The sequence below is a fragment of the Paraburkholderia sp. RL18-101-BIB-B genome (assembly GCF_046026985.1).
In the GTDB taxonomy this organism is placed as follows: Bacteria; Pseudomonadota; Gammaproteobacteria; order Burkholderiales; family Burkholderiaceae; genus Paraburkholderia.
In genome coordinates this window covers 1-21,905 of sequence record NZ_JARESV010000008.1, presented here as the reverse complement: position 1 = coordinate 21,905, position 21,905 = coordinate 1, and the positions used below count along the sequence as shown (strand labels likewise).

Genomic DNA, 21,905 nt, shown 5'->3' with positions numbered 1-21,905 from the left:
TGTGGCAATCATGAAAAAGCTTCGCTTGGCAACGCTTGCGGCCGGTATTGCCGCCGCGGCGTCTTTCCTGTCGGTTGCGCCGGTGCAGGCGCAGGCGCTGGGCGGCAGTAGCGGCCAGACGGTCGACACCATTGCCGCAGTGGTCAACAACGGTGTCATCACGCGGCGCGAGCTCGACGAACGCATGAGCCTGATCACCCGCCGCCTGAACCAGCAGAACGCGCCGGTCCCGCCGATGGACCAGTTGCGCCAGCAGGTGCTCAACCAGATGGTGCTGGAACGCATCCAGTTGCAAAAGGCCAAGGAAGACGGCATCAACATCGACGACGCCACCGTGCAAAAAACGCTCGAACGGCTTGCCGCGGCGAACAACCTGTCGCTCGACGTGTATCGCTCGCGCATCGAGGCGCAAGGCGTGCCCTGGAGCACGTTCACCAGCGACGCGCGTACCGAACTGACGCTCTCGCGTCTGCGCGAGAAGGAAGTGGACAGCAAGGTCACGGTGTCGGACGCCGAAGTCGCGAACTACATCGCCAGTCAGCGTGGCCCGAACGCCGGCCTGACGAGCGATCTGCATCTGCAGCACATTTTCATCAAGGCGCCGCTGAACGCGTCGGAAACGGATATCGAAGCGGCGCAGCAGAAGGCGCAAGCATTGCTCGCCGAAGCCAAGGGCGGCGCCAACTTCGAAAAACTGGCGAAGTCCAATTCGCAGGCGCCGGATGCATCGAAAGGCGGCGATACGGGTTTCGCTTCACCGTCCAAGCTGCCGCCTGAATTCGTCAAGGCCGCTTCGACAATGCGTCCCGGCGAAGTCAATCCGGATCTGATCCGCACCAACGACGGCTTCGAAATCGTGCGTCTGGTCGATCGCCGCGCGGGTCAGGGCGCCAGCTCGGATGCGCCGAAGCTCGTGCAAACGCACGTGCGTCACATTCTGCTGCGCGTCGGCGACGGCATGTCGGAACCGCAAGCGCGTCAGAAGCTGCTCGAAATCAAGAGCGAAATCGCTTCGGGCGGCGACTTCTCGAAATTCGCGCACACATACTCGCAAGACGGTTCGTCGTCGCAAGGCGGTGACCTCGGCTGGATCAGCCCGGGCGAGACGGTGCCGGAATTCGAGCGCGCCATGAACAGCCTGCAGGACGGCCAGATCAGCGACCCGGTTCGCAGCGAATACGGCTACCACCTGATTCAGGTGCTGGGCCGCCGCGAATCCGAAGGTTCGGTCTCGCAGCAGATGGATCTGGCGCGCCAGGCCATCGGTCAGCGCAAGGCGGAACAGGCTTACGCCGACTGGTTGCGCGAACTGCGCGATACCGCGTACGTGGAAGTGAAGCCCACTCAGTCGAGCATGCAATAACTGTCATGACAAGCGCCGCCCAGTCCACCCGCCCACCGTTGCAGATCGCGATCACGACCGGCGAGCCCGCCGGCGTGGGCCCCGAATTGACGGCGCAGGCACTGGCGGGCGCGGCGGCGCATTGGCCCCACGCGCAGTTCACCGTGTTGGGCGACGCGGACCTGCTCGCCGAACGCGCGCGTGCCGTGGGTGTCGATTGGAGCGCACTGGTTGCGGATGGCAAGCGCGTGCGCTTGCAACACCGGCCGCTCGGGGCGCCTGCCGTCGCGGGCAAGCTCAACGCGGCCAACGGCCGCTACGTGCTCGATCTGCTCGACAGCGCGATCGATGGGGCGCTAGCCGGCACGTTCGACGCGATCGTCACCGCGCCACTGCAAAAGAGCACCATCAACGATGCCGGCGTGCCCTTCACCGGCCACACCGAATATCTGGCCGAGCGCACGCACACGCCGCGCGTGGTGATGATGCTGGCCGGCACCGGCAAGCGTCCGTTGCGCGTCGCACTGGCGACCACGCATCTGCCGCTCAAGGATGTCTCCGCCGCGCTTTCGATCGAAGGCATTGTCGAAACGCTGCGCATCATCGATCACGATTTGCGGCACCACTTCGGTTTGCCTGCGCCGCGCATCCTCGTGACAGGGCTGAACCCGCACGCGGGCGAAAACGGTTATCTGGGCCGCGAGGAAATCGAGGTCATCACGCCGGCGCTGAACCTCGCGGACGCTCAAGGCATCGACGCGCGCGGTCCGTATCCGGCCGACACGCTGTTCCAGCCGCGCTATCTGGATGAGGCCGACTGCGTGCTGGCCATGTTCCACGACCAGGGCCTGCCGGTGTTGAAGTACGCCACGTTCGGCGAAGGCATCAATGTCACGCTCGGTTTGCCGATCATCCGCACCTCGGTCGATCACGGCACCGCGCTCGATCTGGCCGGCACGGGCCGCGCCGACGCGGGCAGTCTGATCGCCGCGATCGAGACGGCGGTGTCGATGGCGCAGCACCGCCGCGCGGGCTGATTCGGCGCTGTCGCGCGGCCTGTGCGCGGCGTCTCGCTGGTATCCTGCCGCTAGCTATGTATGCGGCATGGCGAGCGCGTCGAGCAAGCGCGCGCCGCTCAGCAGGTTCCTTTTCTTAAGCAGTTCTCTTTCTTAGCGTTTCTTCGATGTCCACCAGCAGACAGCAACAGGGCCGGCACCAGGGTCATATCGCGCGCAAGCGTTTCGGTCAGAATTTTCTGGTCGACATGGGCGTGATCGATTCGATCGTCGATGTCATCCGGCCGCAACGCGGCGAGCGTATGGTCGAGATCGGGCCGGGCCTCGGCGCGCTCACCGAACCGCTGATCGAGCGTCTGGCGACGCCGGAAGCGCCCTTGCACGCCGTCGAACTGGATCGCGATCTGATCGGCCGTCTGAAGACAAAATTCGGCGGCCTGCTCGAACTGCATGCGGGCGACGCGCTCGCGTTCGACTTCGGCTCGCTGGCCGCACCCGGCGACAAGGCGTCGCTGCGCATTGTCGGCAATCTGCCGTACAACATTTCGAGCCCGCTGCTGTTTCATCTGACGTCGTTCGCGCATCGCGTGATCGATCAGCACTTTATGTTGCAGAACGAAGTGGTCGAGCGGATGGTGGCGGAGCCGGGCACCAAGGCGTTCAGCCGTCTTTCGGTGATGCTGCAATATCGCTATGTGATCGACAAGCAACTCGACGTGCCGCCCGACGCGTTCAACCCGCCGCCGAAAGTCGATTCGGCGATCGTGCGGATGATCCCATACGAGCTGCATGAACTGGCGCCGGTGGACGAGCGCGTGCTCGGCGAAGTGGTGACGGCCGCGTTCTCGCAGCGTCGCAAGATGTTGCGCAACACGCTCGCTGCGTATCGCGATTCGGTGGATTTCGAGGCGCTCGGCTTCGACCTGCAACGTCGCGCCGAAGATGTGCCGGTGGCAGAGTACGTGCGCGTGGCGCAGATCGTGGCGGCCAAAGCCTAAGTCTTGGGGCTTGGGCTTTGACGGGCCGAGGCTCTAGATCGTCACCCGCTTCGCCGGTGCGTTGACCAGCGCAATGCCGGTCAACACCAGCACCGCGGCCATCAGAAAGCGCAGGCTGAACGATTCGCCGAGCAGCAGCACGCCGAAGGTCACGCCGAACAGCGGCGTGAGGAACGAGAACACCGACAGGCGCGACGCGATATAGCGCGTCAGCAGCCAGAACCACACCAGATAGCTGACGAACGCCACGATCACCGCCTGATACGCGAGGCTCACCACGGCCAGCGGCGTGACGGTGGCCACATGCGCCTGGCCGAGACCGAGCGCAAGCGCGAGGAGTACCACGGCCGAGACCGTCAGTTGATAGAACAACGTCTTGCTGGCGCTCGATTGAGCGAGGCGCGTGGCGCGCACCACCACGGTGGTCGCGGCCCACGCGACGCCGGCCAACACACCGAGCGCGTCGCCCACAACACCCGTGAGCACCGAACCGCGCGCGGCGTGGCCGTGCAGGAAGCCGTCCGCGAAGGCGAGCGACATGCCCGCGAACGCCACGACGATACCGAGCCACTGAATCCGCCGCATGCGCTCGCCGTCGACGAACCAGTGCAGCCCGAGCGCCGTGAAGCACGGCGCGGTGTACAGAAAGACCGCCATGCGCGATGCGCTGGTCAGCGTCAGGCCGAGAAAAATGCACACGAACTCGCCCGCGAACAGCACGCCGGCGAGCAGGCCGGCGCCCAGGGTGCCGTCGTCGCGAAAGAGCGGCGTGCCGCGTGAGCGCGCCCAGCCCCATACCAGTACCGCCGCAATCGCCGAACGCACGCCCGCTTGAAAGACCGGCGGCAGCGTCGCGTTGGTGCTCTTGATCGCCACTTGCTGGAGACCCCAGATCGCGCACAGGCCGATCATCAACAGGATGGCGAAGCTATCCGGGGTGCGGCGTGCGGGCAGGGCGGAGGTGCTCATGGGGTGGGTCGAGTCGGGAACAGCCCGTACGATATCAAACCTGCCCGAGCCGCCCGCCGATGACCCCACCGCCTACGCGTGCTTCTTACGGGCCGAAAGCAAGCCGGCAAGCGTTTTTGCTGACTTAACAACACCTGCTTCAGACTAATTTCGCACGGGTGCCGTTTCGCGATAAGGTTCAGCCACAAACGTTTCGTCAGGACATTCAAGGCACAAACTATCCGCGCGATGCGGAGCCTGTACGAGGAGAAGGCATGAAGAACGTAGGCAGGTGGGCAGCGGCCGCGGTGCCCGCGGCATTGGCGTCGTTGGGGTGTCAGATGGCGCACGCGCAATCCAGCGTGACGCTGTACGGCGTGGTCGACGAAAGCGTGCGCTATCTGACTCACGCCAACAAGGCGGGCGATTCGTCGATCGGACTCGGTACCGGCGGCATGACGCAAAGCCGCTGGGGGCTGAAGGGCGTCGAGGATCTCGGCGGCGGCTGGTCTACCTTCTTCAAACTCGAAAACCGCATCTATATCAACACCGGGCAAAGCGATCCCACGCTGCCGTTCTTCAACGAAGCGCAGGTCGGCGTGCGTTCGGATTCGTACGGCCAGATCATTCTCGGCCGTCAATACAACGTCGTGATCGAAGGCGTCACGGTGGCTGGCTACGGCAGCAATTCCTGGATCCCGTACGACTTCAGTTTTCAACCTGAAATCACAATGACGGGCGGCATCTGGACCAGCAACCAGGTGCAATATCAGGCGAGATACAACGGCTTCACGTTCGCGGCCGGCTACGCGTTCGGTGGCAACGCGGGCAATTCCTATGGCAGTCAGATCGGCGCGGCCGCGGCTTATAAGCCGGTAGGCGGTCCGTTCAGCGTCGGCGGCGCGTACGAAGTGTCGAAAGATTCGGTCAACGGCGCGGCCGCGAAGACATGGACGTTCGGCGGCTCGTATACGTGGAACCTCACGCGCTTTTCCGCCGGCTACATCGTCAATCAGAACGACCCGGGCTTTTCGAATTTCGCCAACGGGCCGTTCACCGCGCCCGTGCTGGCGGCGCTCAAGTACACGGACTTTGCGCGGCGCCGCATGATCATGGGCGGCATCACGCAACAGGTCAGCAACAAGTGGCATTTCGCCGCGAACGTCTGGCGCACGCTGCAGGACGGCAAAACCGCCGCGCAGGACGGCTCCGCGTGGCAGTACCAACTGGTCGCCGACTACAACCTGTCCCGCCGCACGGACGTCTATCTGGAAGGCGATTATTCGCTGTACCGCGGCGACCTGATCGGCGCGCAACTGCAGGGGGTCAACAGCGTCGGGCTCGCGCAGAAGGGCTCGCAGATCGGCTTGATGGCAGGCGTGCGGCATCAATTCTGAGTACTGATTCACAGAGGGCACTCTCTGCAGCGTCGCGGGATTCCGGGTACATTGACGGTCTCGTTACCACGCAACAGGGAGTGCATAATGCGCCTTCTTCACACTATGCTCCGGGTCGGCGACCTGGACCGTTCGATCGCCTTCTACACCGAACTGCTCGGCATGAAACTGCTGCGCCGCGATGATTATCCGGACGGCAAATTCACGCTGGCATTCGTCGGTTACGAAGATGAACGCAATGGCACCGTGCTCGAACTCACCCACAACTGGGACACGCCCACCTACGACCTCGGCACCGGCTTCGGCCACCTCGCCGTGGAAGTGGAAGATGCATACGCCGCATGTGACAAAATCAAGGCACAAGGCGGTACGGTCGTGCGCGAAGCCGGCCCGATGAAACACGGCACGACCGTGATCGCTTTCGTCACGGACCCGGACGGCTACAAGATCGAGTTCATCCAGAAGAAGAAATAAGGCAGGCGGCAGGGCGAGATCAAACAATGAATAACATCAATCCCTACTTCAAAGAACTCGACGAGATCCACGTCGAAATCGAAGCCCTGTTCGACGGTTCCGCGGACGAAGGCGCGCTGCAGCGAATCATGGCGCGCTTCGCACCGCAATTCACGCTGGTCATGACGTCGGGCATCGCACTGGATCATGCCGGCCTGCGCGAGATTTTCTCGAAGCTGCACGGCGCGCGTCCGGGCTCGCAAATCGCGATCCGCGACAAGGAGATCGTCGCTGAGTACCCGTCAGGCGCGGTGGTGAAATATCGCGAGTATCAGCGCGACAACGCCGGCAACGCGAACGTGCGGCGCTCCACGGCGGTGATGGATCTCGACGCGCATGGCAAGGTGACGTGGCGTCATCTGCAGGAAACCTTCTGCTCGGAATGAGCGGCAGTGCGTGACAAACCGGCGCTTCAGGCTGAAGCGCCGGTTTCATTCAAAGCGCGAGGAAGGCCTCAAAGCGTCGGCAGCAATTCCGGCGGATGCGACTTCAACGTCTGGCGCGCTTCGCGGAATTCCGGAAAGATCGATTCGACTGTTTGCCAGAAGCGTGGGCTGTGATTCATTTCACGCAGGTGCGCGAGCTCGTGCGCGACCACGTAATCGATGATGGAAAGCGGGAAGTGAATCAACCGCCAGTTCAGGCGAATCTTGCCGTCACTCGAACAACTGCCCCAACGCGTCGCCGCTGACGAGAGCGCGTATGCGCGATAGTTCACGCCCAGTTTCTCCGCGTAAATCGCGAGGCGCTCGCCGAACAGACGCTTCGCTTCACCCTGCAGCCAGCCTTGCACGCGATCTTTGATCTGCTGCGGATCCGCCTGCAAGGGCAGCGGCACTTGCAACGCCGCATCTTCCGCGCTGAATGCGAGCGTGCCTTGCGGCGCGCCGAGTTTCACGCGCACCGGCTGACCGAGATACGGCACCTCGGCGCCGTCTTTCCAGTCGACCTTCGGCAACGCGCGCTGCTCGACACGCGTCTGCCACTCGATCAGCTTCGTGAAAATCCAGCGCTGCTTTTCGGTGATCGCGGTTTCGATATCGGCGAGCGTGACCCAGCGCGGCGCGGTGATCGTCAGACCGGTACTGTCGATCGCAAAGCCGATCGAGCGGCGCGCCGAACGCTTGAGCGCGTAATGGAGCGTGCGTGAGCCGATCGCGAGGCTGCGCAACTTGCTGCCATCCGGCGCAAGCGGCACGGCCGTTTGCTGGCCGCCAGGCGAGTTCTGCGAAACCCCTGGCGACGGCGCGGAAGGTGAAGGGGACGACGACGTCGACCCCGGCTCGGCGAAGAGCGGGAGATCGAGTTGCCGGTTATCGAGCGCCGCAGCGGGCTGTGGCGTGGGAGACTTCTGCATCGGATTCGGCTTCGCGCAAATACGCCTTCGAGGGCGTGGGCGCGTCAGATTGGTGCGGCGGCGGAACTGCTTTCCGCCGCGCGGTACGCGGTAGGATCGATGCGACGCATTTCAGCTTCGATCCACTGTTCGACGCGCGTGTTCACTTCATCGGGCGTGAGCCCCGTCGTGTCGATCGGCTTGCCGATCGACACTGTGACTATACCCGCATATTTGAGAAACGAGTTGCGAGGCCACACACGTCCTGCGTTGTGCGCGATCGGTACGACCGGCGCACCAGTGGCCGTCGCGAAACGCGCGCCGCCGGTTTTGTACTTGCCTTGCTTGCCGGTCGGCGTGCGCGTGCCTTCCGGAAACATGATGACCCAGGCGCCTTCCGCCATGCGTGCGTTGCCTTGCTTGATGACCGATTCGAACGCGTACTTGCCTTCCTTGCGATCGATATGAACCATCTTCAGCATGCCGAGCGCCCAGCCGAAGAACGGCACGTACAGCAGTTCGCGTTTGAACACGTAGCACAGCGGCCGCGGCATCAGTGCAGGAAACGCCAGCGTTTCCCATGCCGATTGATGCTTGGAGAGCAGTACCGCGGGACCGTTGGGCAGGTTCTCGAAGCCTTCGATGTTGTAGCGGATACCGTTGAGCCAACGCACCGTATGCAGCGTCGCGCGACACCAGCCGGCGGCCATCCAGTAGCGATTGTCGGCGCGCATGAACGGGAATGCGATGAAGCATGCGGTCGCGTACGGCACCGTGAACAGAACGAAGTAGATCAGCAGAAGCAAAGAACGGATGAAGCGCATCGGCGTGGTCAGTGAGGGATGGGGACGCGCGTGGCGCGCGTCACTCTTGAGCGTCGGCGAGGAAGTCGAGTGCGAATGCGCGCAGGTCGTCGTGCACGATCGTGCCTTCGGGCAAGCCGCCGGCCGCAAGTGTTTTGCGGCCCTTGCCGGTCAGCACCAGATGAGTCGGATGGCCGAGCGACGCGCCTGCTTGCAGATCGCGCATGGCGTCGCCGACCACCGGCGTATGTTCCGGGTCGACCTCGAAGCGCTCGGCGATCATCTTCAACATGCCGGGCTTAGGCTTGCGGCACTCGCAATGATCTTCCGCCGTGTGCGGGCAGAAGAACACCGCGTCGATGCGCCCGCCGACCGCTGCCGCCATGCGATGCATTTTCAGATGCATCGCGTTGAGCGCGTTCATGTCGAACAGGCCGCGGCCGATGCCCGACTGGTTCGTCGCAATCGCCACGCGATAGCCGGCCTGGTTCAGACGCGCGATGGCTTCGAGCGAACCGGGCAGGGCGACCCATTCGTCCGGCGACTTGATGAACGCGTCGGAGTCGACGTTGATCACGCCGTCGCGGTCGAGGATCACCACTTTTTTGGTTGGCATGGCGCGGGGCTCAGGCGGCGAGTCGGGAAATATCGGCGACGCAGTTCATCTGCTGATGCAGTGCGCCGAGCAAGGCCAAACGGTTGGCGCGCAATGCCGGATCTTCGGCGTTGACCATCACGTCGTTGAAGAACGTGTCGACCGGTTCGCGCAACGCGGCGAGCGCGGTCAACGCGCCCGTGTAGTCGCGTGCGGCCAGTTGCGATTGCACGCGCGGCGCGACCTGTTCGAGTTGCGCATGCAAGGCTTTTTCCGCCGCTTCGACGAGCAGCGTGGCCTGCACGCCGCCGGTCGCCGCGCCTTCCGATTTCTTCAGGATGTTCGAGATGCGCTTGTTGGCCGCCGCGAGCGAGGCCGCTTCCGCCAGCGACGCGAATTCACGCACGGCATCCAGACGCGCGACGATGTCGTCCAGACGCGTGGGGTTCAGCGCCAGCACCGCGTCGATTTCGCCCGGCGCATAGCCGCGCTCGCGCAGCAGACCGCGCAGGCGGTCCATGCTGAACTCGTAAATGGCTTGCGTCGAATCGGCGACGTTCGGCACCGCGGCGAATTGCGCGTATGCGGTACGCAGCAGTTCGACCAGATCGACCGGCAGTTGCTTCTCGACGAGAATGCGCAACACGCCGAGCGCGTGACGGCGCAACGCGAACGGGTCTTTCTCGCCCGTGGGTTGCAGGCCGATGCCCCAGATGCCGATCAGCGTTTCCAGCTTGTCGGCCAGTGCGACGACAGTGCCGGTTGCCGTGGAGGGCAACGCGTCGCCGGAGAAACGCGGCTGATAGTGTTCCGAGCATGCGAGCGCGACTTCTTCCGGCTCGCCGTCGTGGCGCGCGTAGTACGTGCCCATCGTGCCTTGCAACTCGGGGAATTCGCCGACCATGTCGGTGATCAGGTCGGCCTTGGCCAGACGCGCGGCGCGCTTCGCGAGCACCACGTCGGCGCCGATCAATCCGGCAATCGCGCCGGCCAGCGCTTCGACGCGCTCCACGCGTTGCAGCGCCGAACCCAGCTTGTTGTGATACACGACGTTCGCGAGCAGCGGCACGCGGTCCGCGAGCGGCTTCTTCTTGTCCTGCTCGAAGAAGAACTTCGCGTCCGCCAGACGCGGACGCACCACGCGTTCGTTGCCTTCGACGATATCGCCCGGCGTGGACGTCTCGATGTTCGACACGATCAGGAAGCGCGAGCGCAGCTTGCCGTTCGCATCGGTCAGCGCGAAATATTTCTGGTTGGTCTGCATGGTGAGGATCAGGCATTCCTGCGGCACTTGCAGGAATTCGTCCTCGAAACGGCACGCGTAGACCACCGGCCATTCGACCAGCGACGTCACTTCGTCCAGCAGCGATTCGGGCATCACTACCTGGTCGCCGTCGGCTTGCGCGAGCAGATGCGTGCGGATGGTTGCCTTGCGGTCGGCGAAATTCGCCACCACGTGGGCTTTGTGCAGCAGCGTCTCGGCGTACGAGTCCGCGTGTTGGATCTGCACGAAACCTTCGGAGAGGAAGCGATGGCCGAGCGTGGTGTCGTCGGCGTCGATGCCTAGCGCGCTCACCGGCACGATCTGTTCGCCATGCAACGCGGTCAGCCGATGCGCCGGACGCACGAACTGAACGTTGGTGCCGTCCGGGCGCTGATACGTCATGACCTTCGGGATCGGCAGCTTGGCGAGCGTTTCGTCGAGCGCGCTTTGCAGGCCGTCGGCGAGCGTGGCGCCGGGCGCGGCGTAGCGCAGGAAGAAGGCTTCGGCCTTGCCGTCCTGCGCGCGCTCCAGGTCGTTCACCGAAAAATCGGGGAAGCCGAGCGCGGCGAGTTTCTTGGCGAGCGGCGCGGTGGGCTGGCCGTCTTTATCCAGCGCGACGGAAACCGGCAGCACCTTTTCGCGCACGTGTCTTTCCGGCGCAACCGCGCGCACGTTCTTGATCGTGACGGCGAGGCGGCGCGGCGTGGCATAACGTTCGAACGACAGTTCGCCTTCGACCAGGTCGCGCGCCGCGAGGCGCTGCGCAATGCCTTCGGCGAAGGCGTCGCCGAGACGCGCGAGCGCCTTCGGCGGCAATTCTTCGGTCAGCAGCTCGACGAGCAGGGTAGCTTGATGGGGTTGAGTCATGTGTTGATGTTCTCGTCAGTCCTGGTCGATCTTGCGTTCGACTTTCAGCGGCGGCGCCCAGGCGGGCATCGCGGCGTCCTGTTCGTCGGTCGTGAGGCCGGGCACGCCGTGCACCGGATTGCCGAGCATCGGGAAGCCGAGCTTTTCGCGCGAATCGTAGTAGGCCTGCGCGACCAGCTTCGACAGCGCACGAATGCGGCCGATATACGCCGCGCGTTCCGTGACCGAAATGGCCCCGCGTGCGTCGAGCAGGTTGAACGTGTGGCCGGCCTTCAGCACCAGCTCATAGGCGGGCAGCGCGATCTGCGCTTCGATCATGCGCTTCGCTTCGGCTTCGTAGCTGTTGAAGATCGAGAACAGCAACTCCACGTTCGCGTACTCGAAGTTGTAGGTGGACTGTTCGACTTCGTTCTGGTGGTACACGTCGCCATAAGTCAGGCGACGCAGTTCCGGGCCGTTCGGGCCTTGCTCTTCCCATTCGGTCCAGACGAGGTCGTAGACGTTCTCGACCTTCTGCAGATACATGGCGAGGCGTTCGAGCCCGTACGTGATTTCGCCGAGCACGGGTTTGCAATCCAGGCCGCCGACCTGCTGGAAGTACGTGAACTGGGTCACTTCCATGCCGTTCAGCCATACTTCCCAGCCCAGACCCCAGGCGCCGAGCGTGGGGTTTTCCCAGTCGTCTTCGACGAAGCGCACGTCGTTCTGCTTCAGGTCGAAGCCGAGGGCTTCGAGCGAGCCGAGGTACAGATCGAGGATGTTTTCCGGCGCAGGCTTGAGCACCACCTGGTACTGGTAGTAGTGCTGCAGACGGTTCGGGTTCTCGCCGTAGCGGCCGTCTTTCGGGCGGCGCGACGGTTGCACATACGCCGCGCGCCACGGCTCGGGGCCGACCGCGCGCAGGAAGGTATGGACGTGGGACGTGCCCGCGCCGACTTCCATGTCGATCGGCTGGAGCAACGCGCAACCCTGCTTGTCCCAGTAGGACTGCAGTGTCAGGATGATTTGCTGAAACGTGAGCATGAAGTGCCTTTCGGGCATGGGGCCGCGCCGTGAGCGCCGAAGCGCGCCGGGTGGCCGTGGAGCGAAGTGCTAAACCGTAGATTTTAACGGAAAGGGAGGGGGGTGTCCGTTTTGCGGGGTCGGACGGGAGTTCGAGTGCGCTTTAGACGACAAAGGGCCGCGTGTGGCGGCCCTGCGTCGTACCGGGCGCGTCGGCGGGCGGATCAGGTCGCCGCCAGCTCCATCTTCGGCGAGAACGAATCGCTTTGCGCCACCGGCCAATACTTCTCGAACAGCGAGTAGCGGTAGCGACCGTTGAGCAGATCGTTCGGTTCGAGATACTTCAGCAGTTCCGACATCAAACGCACCTCATGCGACGACACGCGCCGCACGATGTGATGCGCGCGCAGTTCCGCCGGATGCTTCAGTCCCGCGGCCTGAATGATTTCCTTCAGCGCATGCAGCGTGTTGTGATGGAAGTTGACCACGCGGTCGGCCTTGTCCGGAACCACCAACGCGCGCTGGCGCACCGGGTCCTGGGTCGCTACGCCGGTCGGGCAGCGCCCCGTGTGGCAGGTCTGCGCCTGGATGCAGCCCACCGCGAACATGAAGCCGCGCGCGGCGTTGACCCAGTCCGCGCCGATCGCGAGCGTCTTGGTGATGTCGAACGCGGTGATCATCTTGCCGCTCGCGCCGATGCGAATACGTTGCCGCAAGCCGATGCCCACCAGCGTGTTGTGCACCAGCAGCAGACCTTCCTGCAAGGGCACGCCGACGTGATCGGTGAATTCGAGCGGCGCCGCGCCCGTGCCGCCTTCCGCGCCGTCCACGACGATGAAGTCCGGCAGGATGCCCGTTTCCAGCATCGCCTTGGCAATGCCGAAGAATTCCCACGGATGCCCGATGCACAGCTTGAAGCCGGTTGGCTTGCCACCCGACAGCGTGCGCAGACGGTCGACGAATTCGAGCAGGCCGCGCGGCGTCGAGAACTCGGAGTGCGTGGCCGGCGAGATGCAGTCGCGGCCCATCGGCACGCCGCGCGTCTCCGCGATTTCCGGCGTGATCTTGGCGGCCGGCAGCACGCCGCCGTGCCCAGGCTTCGCGCCTTGCGAGAGCTTCACCTCGATCATCTTCACTTGCGGCTCGGCGGCTTGTTTCGCGAACTTCTCCGCGCTAAAGCTGCCGTCGTCGTTGCGGCAACCGAAGTAGCCCGAGGCGATTTCCCAGATGATGTCGCCGCCGTGCTCGCGGTGATATTTCGACATCGAGCCTTCGCCGGTGTCGTGCGCGAAGTTGCCTTTTTTCGCACCGAGGTTCAGCGCCATGATCGCGTTCGCCGACAGCGAGCCGAAGCTCATCGCCGAGACGTTGAAGATCGACATCGAATAAGGCTGCGCGCGATCCGGTCCGACGACGATGCGGAAGTCGTGATTCTCGAGCGTGGTCGGTGCGAGCGAGTGGCTGATCCATTCGTGCGCGATGGCTTTGACGTCGAGTTCGGTGCCGTACGGACGGCTGTCGACGTCGTTCTTCGCGCGCTGATAGACGATGCTGCGCTGGGCGCGCGAGAACGGTTTTTCGTCCGTGTCGCCTTCGACGAAATACTGGCGGATCTCCGGGCGGATGAATTCGAACAGGAAACGGAAGTGGCCCCACAGCGGATAGTTGCGCAGGATCGCGTGGCGCTGCTGCGTCAGGTCGAACAGGCCGAGCGCGACCAGTGCGAGCGGCACGATGATCCAGAACCACGAAATGTGCTGCGTGGCGGCGAACGCCGCGCAGACGGCGAACAGCGCGGCGGCGCACCACATGGCCAGATAACGTCGAGAAAACATGGGGACTCCAGTGCAGTGAGGATCGTCACGGCGGGATCGCCAGCGCTGCCGGCGCAGACGGAATCCGCCGCAAAGGAAAACGAGCGACTGCTTGTTATGGTGAAGCTAGCTGCGGTTTGAAGAGCGAACGCGTGGATGCCACGCGCAGCGCAGATTGAAACGTGAAAGTGAAGCGTGCGGCGCCAGGCCGGGTTGCCGCACGATTGGACGTCTGGATCAACGGGCGGTCAGCAGCGCCGCTTTTTGCGGCTCACGCGCGACCGGCTGTCCGGTGACCGCATGTTCGATGATGCCGCCGCCGAGACACACGTCGCCATCGTAGAGCACCGCAGATTGCCCCGGTGTGACAGCCCATTGCGCCGCTTCGAAATTCAGCTCGAAGAGGCCTTCGCCGCTGCCCGCTCTGCTAAACGTGCATGGCGCATCCGCTTGCCGGTAACGGGTCTTCGCGCCGCACGCAAAGCCGTCCGCCGGCGGTTCGCCCGCCACCCAGCTGGTATTGCCCGCGGACAGCGTATGGCTGAGCAGCCACGAGTGATCATGGCCTTGGGCGACATACAGCGTGTTCGACGGAATGTCCTTGCCGGCGACGAACCACGGTTCGCCGCTGCCGTCCTTGCTGCCGCCGAGGCCGATGCCCTTGCGCTGGCCGAACGTGTAGAACGCGAGGCCGATATGTTCACCGACCACTTTGCCGTCGGTGGTTTTCATCGGGCCGGGCTTGGTCGGCAGATAGCGGTTCAGGAAGTCGCGGAACGGCCGTTCGCCGATAAAGCAGATGCCGGTCGAGTCTTTCTTCTTCGCATTGGGCAGCGCGATCTGCTCGGCGATTTCGCGGACTTTGGTTTTCGGAATCTCGCCGAGCGGAAACAGCGTCTTCGACAACTGCGCCTGATTCAGCCGATGCAGGAAGTACGACTGGTCTTTCGTATGGTCGAACGCCTTCAGCAGTTCGAAGCGGCCGTCGTTCTCGCGCACGCGCGCATAGTGGCCGGTCGCGATGGTTTCCGCGCCGAGTGACATGGCGTGGTCGAGGAAAGCCTTGAACTTGATTTCGGCGTTGCAGAGCACGTCCGGATTCGGCGTGCGGCCGGCCGAGTATTCGCGCAGGAATTCGGCGAACACGCGGTCCTTGTATTCGGAGGCGAAGTTGACCGCTTCGACGTCGATGCCGATCAGGTCCGCCACCGAGACCACGTCGATCCAGTCCTGCCGCGTCGAGCAGTATTCGCTGTCGTCGTCGTCTTCCCAGTTTTTCATGAACAGGCCGACCACGTCGTAGCCCTGTTCCTTCAGCAGCCATGCGGTAACCGACGAATCGACGCCGCCCGACATGCCTACTACGACTTTCTGCTTGCTCATAAGATGCTCACTGGGTGCTGCGTGACTTCATGGATCGTGGGTTGGCCGCTCGTTGCGGCTATCTTTTTTGCCCGACCGAATGCGTGTGCACGAAGTCGAGCGGGAAACGTCGGCCCGCGAGGTAATCGTCGAGACATTGCATGACGAGCGGCGTGCGGTGCCGTTCGGGACAGGCGCGCAATTCGTCGGCGCTCATCCACAACGTGCGGACGATGTCGGGGTCGAGGGCGCGCTGCGGATCGGCTGCGCCGCCGGTGCCGCAATAGGTGAAGCGCAGGTAGGTCACGCCCTCACTGCCGGGCCGCTCGAAATGGGTCATGTACATGCCCACCAGCGCCTCGGGCACGAACGGGTGGGCTGCTTCCTCGAGCGTTTCGCGGATCACCGCTTCCACCAGCGTCTCGCCCGCTTCCAGATGGCCCGCGGGCTGGTTCAGGCGCAGGCCGTCGGCGGTATGTTCCTCGACCACGAGAAAACGCCCGTCACGCTCGACGATGGCCGCGACGGTGACGTGCGGCAGCCAGGTTTCCGGTTTCATGGGTGCGCATTTTACCGTTTATGGGCCTCGCCTGCCGGGAAGCGGACGGCCAGCGGCGGGCGGCCGGTTGCGGGTGACAGGCACGACCGGGGGGCCGGCCGCTCGTCGTCCGCGACGTCGGGCCGGTCCGCCGGGCACCCCCGGATTGTCCCCGATTTCTGCGCACCCCCCTGTTTCGGTTAAAGTGAGGCGTTAGCCGTTGCACTCGCAAGCCGGCGGGCCTCGTCGGCCGATCTGTCGTAAAACAGGAAGTCGAGGAGGAACAAGATGCACATCGGAGTGCCAGCCGAGACGCGCGCGCACGAAACCCGCGTCGCCGCGACGCCCGAAACGGTCAAGAAGTATGTGACCCAGGGCCACCGGGTCACGATCCAGAGCGGCGCCGGGACCGGCGCCAGCTTTCCAGACGATGCCTTTACGGCCGCCGGCGCGGAGATCGTCGACGCGGCGACCGCTTTTGGCGCTGAACTCGTCCTGAAGGTCCAGTCGCCCACCGATGCCGAGTTGCCGTTGCTTAAACGCGGCGCGACGCTGGTCGGCATGCTCGATCCGTTTAATACCGAAAACTCATCAAAGCTGGCGACTGCGGGCGTGACCGCGTTCGCGCTCGAAGCCGCGCCGAGAACCACGCGCGCGCAAAGCCTGGACGTGCTGTCGTCGCAGGCGAACATCGCGGGCTACAAGGCGGTTTTATTGGCCGCCACGCTCTATCCGCGCTTCATGCCGATGCTGATGACCGCAGCGGGCACCGTGAAAGCGGCGCGCGTGCTGATTCTCGGCGCGGGTGTGGCCGGTTTGCAGGCGATCGCGACCGCCAAGCGCCTGGGCGCGGTGATCGAAGCCTCCGACGTACGTCCAGCGGTGAAAGAGCAGATCGAATCGCTCGGCGCAAAGTTTCTCGACGTGCCCTACGAAACCGACGAGGAGCGCGAAGCCGCGCAGGGCGTCGGCGGCTATGCGCGGCCGATGCCGCCTTCGTGGCTCACGCGCCAGTCGGCGCTGGTCCATGAGCGGGCCAAACAGGCCGACGTGGTGATTTCCACTGCGCTGATCCCTGGCCGCGCCGCACCGACGCTGATCTCGGTCGAAACCGTGCAGGCGATGAAACCCGGCTCCGTACTGATCGACCTCGCGGCCGGCCGCGGCGCGGAGTACGAAGGCCAGCGCGGCGGCAACTGCCCGCTCACTGAAGCGGACAAGGTCGTCATCAAACACGGCGTGACCATCGTCGGCTATACGAATCTCGCCTCGATGGTGCCCGCCGACGCGTCCTCGCTCTACGCACGCAACCTGCTCGACTTCCTGAAGCTGATCATCACCAAGGAAGGCGCCCTGAACATCGATCTCGCGGACGATATCGTCGCGGCCACGCTGCTGGCCCGTGACGGCGAAGTCACGCGCAAGGCTTAAGGAGAGCGGCGATGGAAGTCATCAACCACACCGTCATCAACCTGATCATCTTCGTGCTGGCGATCTACGTCGGCTACCACGTGGTCTGGAACGTCACGCCCGCGCTGCACACGCCGCTGATGGCCGTGACCAACGCGATTTCGGCGATCGTGATCGTCGGCGCAATGCTCGCCGCGGGTCTGACCTTGGGCACCCCCGGCAAGTTCTTCGGCACGCTCGCGGTCGCGCTTGCGGCAGTGAACGTGTTCGGCGGCTTTCTCGTCACGCGACGAATGCTGGAGATGTTCCGCAAGAAAGAGCCGAAGAAGCTCCCCGCAGCCGCCAAGGAGAACGCGTAATGAGTCTGAACGTCGTCACGCTGCTTTATCTGGTCGCGTCGGTCTGCTTCATTCAGGCGCTCAAGGGGCTGTCGAATCCGAAGACGGCGCGCATCGGCAACACCTTCGGCATGGTCGGGATGGCGATTGCGATCGTTACGACCATCGCGCTGATCGTCAAACAGGCTAACGGGCTCGGTTCGAATCTTGGGCTGGGGCTTGGTTTGCTGCTGATCGCGCTGGTGATCGGCGGGGCGGTCGGTGCGTTTGTCGCCGCGCGCGTCGAGATGACCAAGATGCCGGAACTGGTCGCGGCAATGCACTCGCTGATCGGTCTCGCTGCCGTGTGTATCGCGTATGCGGTGGTTTCGGAGCCGTCGGCGTTCGGGCTCGTCGATCCGGAGAACACGACGCCGGGCTTCCTGCCTTACGGTAATCGGGTCGAACTGTTCATCGGCACGTTCGTCGGCGCGATCACGTTCTCGGGTTCGGTGATCGCGTTCGGCAAGCTCTCGGGTAAGTACAAGTTCCGGCTCTTTCAGGGCGCGCCGGTCGTGTACGGCGGCCAGCATCTGATCAACCTGATGCTCGCGCTCGCGATGCTCGGCTTCGGCATCCTGTTCTTCCTCACGCAGTCGTGGCTGCCGTTCATCATCATGACGCTGATCGCGTTCGTGCTGGGTGTGCTGATCATCATTCCGATCGGTGGCGCGGACATGCCGGTGGTGGTGTCGATGCTCAACTCGTACTCGGGCTGGGCGGCGGCGGGCATCGGCTTCTCGCTGAACAATCCGATGCTGATCATCGCGGGCTCGCTGGTGGGTTCGTCCGGTGCGATTCTGTCGTACATCATGTGCCGGGCGATGAACCGCTCGTTTTTCAACGTGATTCTCGGTGGCTTCGGCAATGAGCCGGGAGCGGCAGCCGCAGGTGGGTCGGCTGAGCAGCGTCCGGTGAAATCGGGTTCTGCCGATGATGCGTCGTTCATGCTCGGCAATGCTGAAACCGTGGTGATCGTGCCGGGTTACGGTCTGGCGGTCGCGCGGGCGCAGCATGCGTTGAAGGAGCTGACCGACAAGCTGGTCGAGAAAGGCATCGAGGTGAAGTACGCGATTCACCCGGTGGCCGGACGGATGCCAGGTCACATGAACGTGCTGCTCGCAGAAGCCGAAGTGCCGTACGACATGGTCTATGAAATGGACGACATCAACGGCGAGTTCGGTCAGGTCGACGTGGTGCTGGTGCTCGGCGCGAACGACGTGGTGAACCCGGCGGCGAAGAACGATCCGAAGTCACCGATCGCGGGCATGCCGATCATCGAGGCGTACAAGGCGCGTACGGTCATCGTGAACAAGCGCTCGATGGCCGCAGGTTACGCCGGGCTCGACAACGACCTGTTCTACATGGACAAGACGATGATGGTGTTCGGCGACGCGAAGAAGGTGATCGAAGACATGGTGAAGGCCGTGGAATAAGCCTGCGCGGAAGGAACGAAATCGCGGTTTGCCTCGCAGCGGGGCGAACCGCGATCCTCACTTCGGCTTCGCATTCACATGCCGCAACAGGTCCGCGAGTCGCCTGCCTTCCTGATCTGGATATTGTTCGAGCACCTGAAGGTTCTGAATCTTCTCCAGCCCGAAATTGCGGAAATCGCTCCGTAATTCACACCACGCACCGAGTGTCCAGCGCGCGCCCCAATAGGCGAGGGCGAGCGGCCAGACACGACGTTCGGTCGCCGCGCCATTCACATCGACATAGGCAAAGCTCACCACATGCCGCGTGTCGATCGCGCGATGCAGCGCATCCAATTGCGCGGAAAAATCCCCTTTGATGTGAAACGATGGCGCGAAGACCGCGAGCCTTTCCAGCGTCGCGCGCTTGTCGGCGGGCATGGCCGAGGCGATCTTGGCGAGCGCCCCGCGCGCGCCGCCCGCGAAGCCGGCGCCGCCCCACGACTCGAGCATGCGCGCGCCCGCGGCGAGCGCGGCCAGTTCATCGGCGGTGAAGGTGAGCGGGGGCAGACTCGCCGCGCGGCTCAGACGGTAGCCGATGCCGGCTTCGCCTTCGATCGGCACCCCTGACAGTTGCAGATCGCGCACGTCGCGATAGACCGTGCGCAGCGAGATATGCAGCCAGTCGGCGAGTTGTTGCGCAGTGGTCAGACGCCGTCCGCGCAGCAGTTCGGCGATCTGGAACAGGCGGTCGGCGCGGCGCGTCATCGTGGGCGTCTTGTAGAAGAGGACGGGGACAGTCCCGCGATGATAGCGCCGCATGCCGCGCTCCGGTCGGCGTTCGTGCGCGGTGCTCGCCGGCCGCCGCGCACGAGCGTTGTGTTGCGTTTAGCCGTTGGTCCGCGAGTGCAGGCCGAGGCGGTTGCCTTCCGTATCGGTGAAGAACGCGATATAGCCGATGTCCTGCGGCAGTTTGATCACCGGGCCGTCGGTCTTGCCGCCGGCTTGCTCGACTCGCGCGAGGGTGGCGTCGACGGTCGGTTGCGCGTTCAGATAGACGAGCACGCCGTCGTCGGTCGGGGTCATCGACGGGCTGTGGACGATCGCGCCGCCGGTCGCCGGCTCCTCGTAGCCGAACACGGCGATCGGCTGGCCGCCGACTTCCTGGACATTCAGTTTGACGTCGAGCGCCGCTTCATAGAAACGGACCGCGCGATCGAAATCGACGGATGGAATCTCGAACCATGCAACAACTTTGGATGATGCGGACATGTCACTCTCCTGTGGATGGCGGGTAAGCCGTGTAAAGCGCCGGATGGCGTGAGAAGGAGTGTGCGGGGGTGCTACTGACAGCGTGGTGTCAGTAGGAGGTGGCAGGAGCGATGGACAGGGCAGCGAAAAAAACGGACGGCTCGCAAGCCACAGGCGAAAAAAAACCGCGGAGCCAGTCCGCGGTTTTCGTCGCCAAACTACCTGTCAGACGCAGCGCATTTCACGCCGCCGGCGTGTCGCTCTGCGGACGCTGCCGCACGCTGCCCGCGATCAGATCGAAGCGGAACAGACGGCATTCGAGCGCGCCGTTAAAGAGCGGCGTCTTGGTCGATTCACGCAGACGCAACTGGCCCGGCAGCTTGCGATCCGATGTCAGGATGAACGCGTGCCAGCCGGTGAAGCGCTGCTTGAGCGCATCGCCGAGCGACTGGAAAAATTCGCTGTCCGGCGTTTCTTCCTGCGCGCGACGAAAACCCTCGTCTTCGCGGCTCTCACGATTGCCGCGGCCTTCGCGAAGCTCGCCGCGGGCATTGCGCCCGCGCACTTCGATCCGTTCGCCATACGGCGGATTGGCGACGAGTATGCCTGCGGCGGACGTCGGCGGCGTCATGCCGCGCGCGTCGACCTGTTTGAGGGGAATCGACGGCAAGCCGGCGCGCTGGAAGTTGGCGCGCGCCTTGTCGAGCATGTCGCCGGAAATATCGCTGCCGAAGATTTGCAGATCGGCGCGCGAACTGCGCGCGGCGTGCTTCGCGTCGAGCGCGGCGGCCTTGAGTGTTTGCCAGGTTTTGGCTTCGTATTGCTTGAGCTTCTCGAAGCCGAAGCGCCGTTCCGCGCCCGGCGCGATATTCAGCGCCACTTGCGCGGCTTCCGCGAGGAATGTGCCGCTGCCGCACATCGGGTCGTACAGAGGAGTGCCGGCGGTCCAGCCGGTCAAACGCAGAATGCCCGCGGCCAGATTCTCGCGCAGCGGCGCTGCGCCCTTGTCGAGGCGCCAGCCGCGCTTGAAGAGCGGATCGCCCGAGGTGTCGAGATACAGCGTGCAGTCGGTGGCGGTGAGAAAGGCGAACACGCGCACGTCGGGCATGGCGGTGTCGATGCTTGGACGCGCGCCGCTGACTTCGCGCAGACGATCGCAGATGGCGTCCTTGACGCGCAGTGTCGTGAATTCCAGGCTGCGCAGCGGCGATTTGATCGCCGTGACGTCCACGCGCAGCGTTTCGTTCGCCGAAAACCATTGTTCCCAACGCTGTTCGACTGCGAGCGCATAAATGTCCTGCTCGCTGCGATACGGGCGATGCGCGATTTTCAGCAGCACGCGGCTTGCGAGACGCGAATACAGGTTGGCGGCCATGCCGGCGGCCCAGCCTCCGCGGAAATGCACGCCGCCCGGCACTTGTGCGCCGGCCGTGAACGGGGCGCCGTTCAGGTGTTGGGCTGCAATTTCGGCGAGTTCAGCCGCAAGCGAGGCTTCAAGGCCGCGTGGGCAAGGGAGGAAGAAATCGAAGGACATTGAGGTTGCCGGAAGGCGTTGGATAAGGCGCTATTGTACGCGGTCGGGGTGTTGTGCTTTTGCATGGGTGCCTGCGTGGCGGTTTTTGTGGTGTTGGCCTTTCCTTGAATTCACGGTGGTTTATTG

General features: G+C 63.9%; 21 protein-coding genes. 9 read left to right on the top strand and 12 right to left on the bottom strand.

The features are described 5' to 3' along the window. Position 1 precedes the first annotated feature (1 nt). From P0D73_RS14505 to rsmA, 3 genes are all read left to right on the top strand, one after another. Complete coding sequence (locus P0D73_RS14505) at positions 2-1,363, top strand: peptidylprolyl isomerase (protein WP_132376051.1); 1,362 nt, start codon at positions 2-4, stop codon at positions 1,361-1,363. A gap of 5 nt (positions 1,364-1,368) precedes the next feature. Next, positions 1,369-2,379: a 4-hydroxythreonine-4-phosphate dehydrogenase PdxA gene (gene pdxA / locus P0D73_RS14500; protein WP_408431759.1), complete on the top strand. Its 1,011-nt coding sequence runs from the start codon at positions 1,369-1,371 to the stop codon at positions 2,377-2,379. 146 nt (positions 2,380-2,525) lie between these two features. Then, complete coding sequence (gene rsmA / locus P0D73_RS14495; protein WP_408431757.1) at positions 2,526-3,356, top strand: 16S rRNA (adenine(1518)-N(6)/adenine(1519)-N(6))-dimethyltransferase RsmA; 831 nt, start codon at positions 2,526-2,528, stop codon at positions 3,354-3,356. A 33-nt stretch (positions 3,357-3,389) separates the two neighbouring features. On the opposite strand, the gene P0D73_RS14490 is transcribed toward rsmA, so the two are convergent. Continuing rightward, on the bottom strand, positions 3,390-4,325 hold the full coding sequence (locus tag P0D73_RS14490; RefSeq protein ID WP_408178331.1) for a DMT family transporter: 936 nt from the start codon (positions 4,323-4,325) through the stop codon (positions 3,390-3,392). A gap of 254 nt (positions 4,326-4,579) precedes the next feature. Between P0D73_RS14490 and P0D73_RS14485 the strand changes: the two genes are divergently transcribed. The 3 genes from P0D73_RS14485 to P0D73_RS14475 all read left to right on the top strand — a co-directional run bounded on the left by P0D73_RS14485 (position 4,580) and on the right by P0D73_RS14475 (position 6,600). Beyond that, positions 4,580-5,701, top strand: a complete 1,122-nt coding sequence (locus P0D73_RS14485) for a porin (protein WP_408431755.1) — start codon at positions 4,580-4,582, stop codon at positions 5,699-5,701. Between the two features lie 87 nt (positions 5,702-5,788). Further along, positions 5,789-6,175: a lactoylglutathione lyase gene (gloA, locus tag P0D73_RS14480; protein WP_132376046.1), complete on the top strand. Its 387-nt coding sequence runs from the start codon at positions 5,789-5,791 to the stop codon at positions 6,173-6,175. Between the two features lie 26 nt (positions 6,176-6,201). After that, positions 6,202-6,600 carry a hypothetical protein gene (locus P0D73_RS14475; RefSeq protein WP_132376045.1) on the top strand — a complete coding sequence of 133 codons (399 nt, stop codon included), beginning with the start codon at positions 6,202-6,204 and terminating at the stop codon, positions 6,598-6,600. 68 nt (positions 6,601-6,668) lie between these two features. Here P0D73_RS14475 and P0D73_RS14470 read toward each other — a convergent pair whose 3' ends face one another. The 8 genes from P0D73_RS14470 to P0D73_RS14435 all read right to left on the bottom strand — a co-directional run bounded on the left by P0D73_RS14470 (position 6,669) and on the right by P0D73_RS14435 (position 15,816). Further along, a complete protein-coding gene (locus P0D73_RS14470; RefSeq protein WP_408312993.1) occupies positions 6,669-7,571 on the bottom strand; it encodes a M48 family metallopeptidase in 903 nt (300 codons plus the stop codon). Between the two features lie 44 nt (positions 7,572-7,615). After that, positions 7,616-8,374 carry a lysophospholipid acyltransferase family protein gene (locus P0D73_RS14465; RefSeq protein ID WP_408178332.1) on the bottom strand — a complete coding sequence of 253 codons (759 nt, stop codon included), beginning with the start codon at positions 8,372-8,374 and terminating at the stop codon, positions 7,616-7,618. Between the two features lie 40 nt (positions 8,375-8,414). After that, positions 8,415-8,969, bottom strand: a complete 555-nt coding sequence (gene gmhB, locus P0D73_RS14460; protein WP_132376042.1) for a D-glycero-beta-D-manno-heptose 1,7-bisphosphate 7-phosphatase — start codon at positions 8,967-8,969, stop codon at positions 8,415-8,417. 10 nt (positions 8,970-8,979) lie between these two features. Further along, positions 8,980-11,079, bottom strand: a complete 2,100-nt coding sequence (gene glyS, locus P0D73_RS14455) for a glycine--tRNA ligase subunit beta (RefSeq protein ID WP_408431753.1) — start codon at positions 11,077-11,079, stop codon at positions 8,980-8,982. A 15-nt stretch (positions 11,080-11,094) separates the two neighbouring features. Beyond that, positions 11,095-12,102 (bottom strand): glycine--tRNA ligase subunit alpha, encoded by a 1,008-nt coding sequence (glyQ, locus tag P0D73_RS14450; protein ID WP_106310562.1) that lies wholly within the window; start codon positions 12,100-12,102, stop codon positions 11,095-11,097. A 203-nt stretch (positions 12,103-12,305) separates the two neighbouring features. Further along, positions 12,306-13,916 carry an FMN-binding glutamate synthase family protein gene (locus tag P0D73_RS14445; protein WP_408431751.1) on the bottom strand — a complete coding sequence of 537 codons (1,611 nt, stop codon included), beginning with the start codon at positions 13,914-13,916 and terminating at the stop codon, positions 12,306-12,308. A 216-nt stretch (positions 13,917-14,132) separates the two neighbouring features. Continuing rightward, positions 14,133-15,278, bottom strand: coding sequence for a tRNA 2-thiouridine(34) synthase MnmA (gene mnmA / locus P0D73_RS14440; RefSeq protein WP_408293050.1), 1,146 nt, complete (start codon positions 15,276-15,278; stop codon positions 14,133-14,135). A gap of 58 nt (positions 15,279-15,336) precedes the next feature. Continuing rightward, a complete protein-coding gene (locus P0D73_RS14435) occupies positions 15,337-15,816 on the bottom strand; it encodes an NUDIX hydrolase (protein ID WP_408431749.1) in 480 nt (159 codons plus the stop codon). Positions 15,817-16,083: 267 nt separating this feature from the next. On the opposite strand from P0D73_RS14435, the gene P0D73_RS14430 reads away from it, so the two are divergent. The 3 genes from P0D73_RS14430 to P0D73_RS14420 are packed head-to-tail and all read left to right on the top strand — an operon-like array spanning position 16,084 to position 19,018. Next, the gene (locus tag P0D73_RS14430) at positions 16,084-17,226 is read left to right on the top strand and encodes a Re/Si-specific NAD(P)(+) transhydrogenase subunit alpha (RefSeq protein ID WP_408178337.1); all 1,143 of its coding nucleotides are present in this window, start codon (positions 16,084-16,086) and stop codon (positions 17,224-17,226) included. 11 nt (positions 17,227-17,237) lie between these two features. Continuing rightward, complete coding sequence (locus P0D73_RS14425; RefSeq protein WP_012431753.1) at positions 17,238-17,564, top strand: NAD(P) transhydrogenase subunit alpha part 2; 327 nt, start codon at positions 17,238-17,240, stop codon at positions 17,562-17,564. Further along, positions 17,564-19,018: an NAD(P)(+) transhydrogenase (Re/Si-specific) subunit beta gene (locus P0D73_RS14420; protein ID WP_408431747.1), complete on the top strand. Its 1,455-nt coding sequence runs from the start codon at positions 17,564-17,566 to the stop codon at positions 19,016-19,018. The genes P0D73_RS14425 and P0D73_RS14420 overlap by 1 nt, the downstream gene beginning before the upstream one ends. Positions 19,019-19,075: 57 nt before the next feature. Here the strand turns inward: P0D73_RS14420 and P0D73_RS14415 are convergent, their stop codons facing one another. The 3 genes from P0D73_RS14415 to P0D73_RS14405 all read right to left on the bottom strand — a co-directional run bounded on the left by P0D73_RS14415 (position 19,076) and on the right by P0D73_RS14405 (position 21,779). Continuing rightward, positions 19,076-19,816 carry a helix-turn-helix transcriptional regulator gene (locus tag P0D73_RS14415; RefSeq protein WP_132376031.1) on the bottom strand — a complete coding sequence of 247 codons (741 nt, stop codon included), beginning with the start codon at positions 19,814-19,816 and terminating at the stop codon, positions 19,076-19,078. Positions 19,817-19,882: 66 nt separating this feature from the next. Next, positions 19,883-20,266 carry a VOC family protein gene (locus P0D73_RS14410; RefSeq protein WP_408178339.1) on the bottom strand — a complete coding sequence of 128 codons (384 nt, stop codon included), beginning with the start codon at positions 20,264-20,266 and terminating at the stop codon, positions 19,883-19,885. Positions 20,267-20,486: 220 nt separating this feature from the next. Continuing rightward, on the bottom strand, positions 20,487-21,779 hold the full coding sequence (locus tag P0D73_RS14405) for a THUMP domain-containing class I SAM-dependent RNA methyltransferase (RefSeq protein ID WP_132376029.1): 1,293 nt from the start codon (positions 21,777-21,779) through the stop codon (positions 20,487-20,489). Between the last annotated feature and the right edge of the window lie 126 nt (positions 21,780-21,905).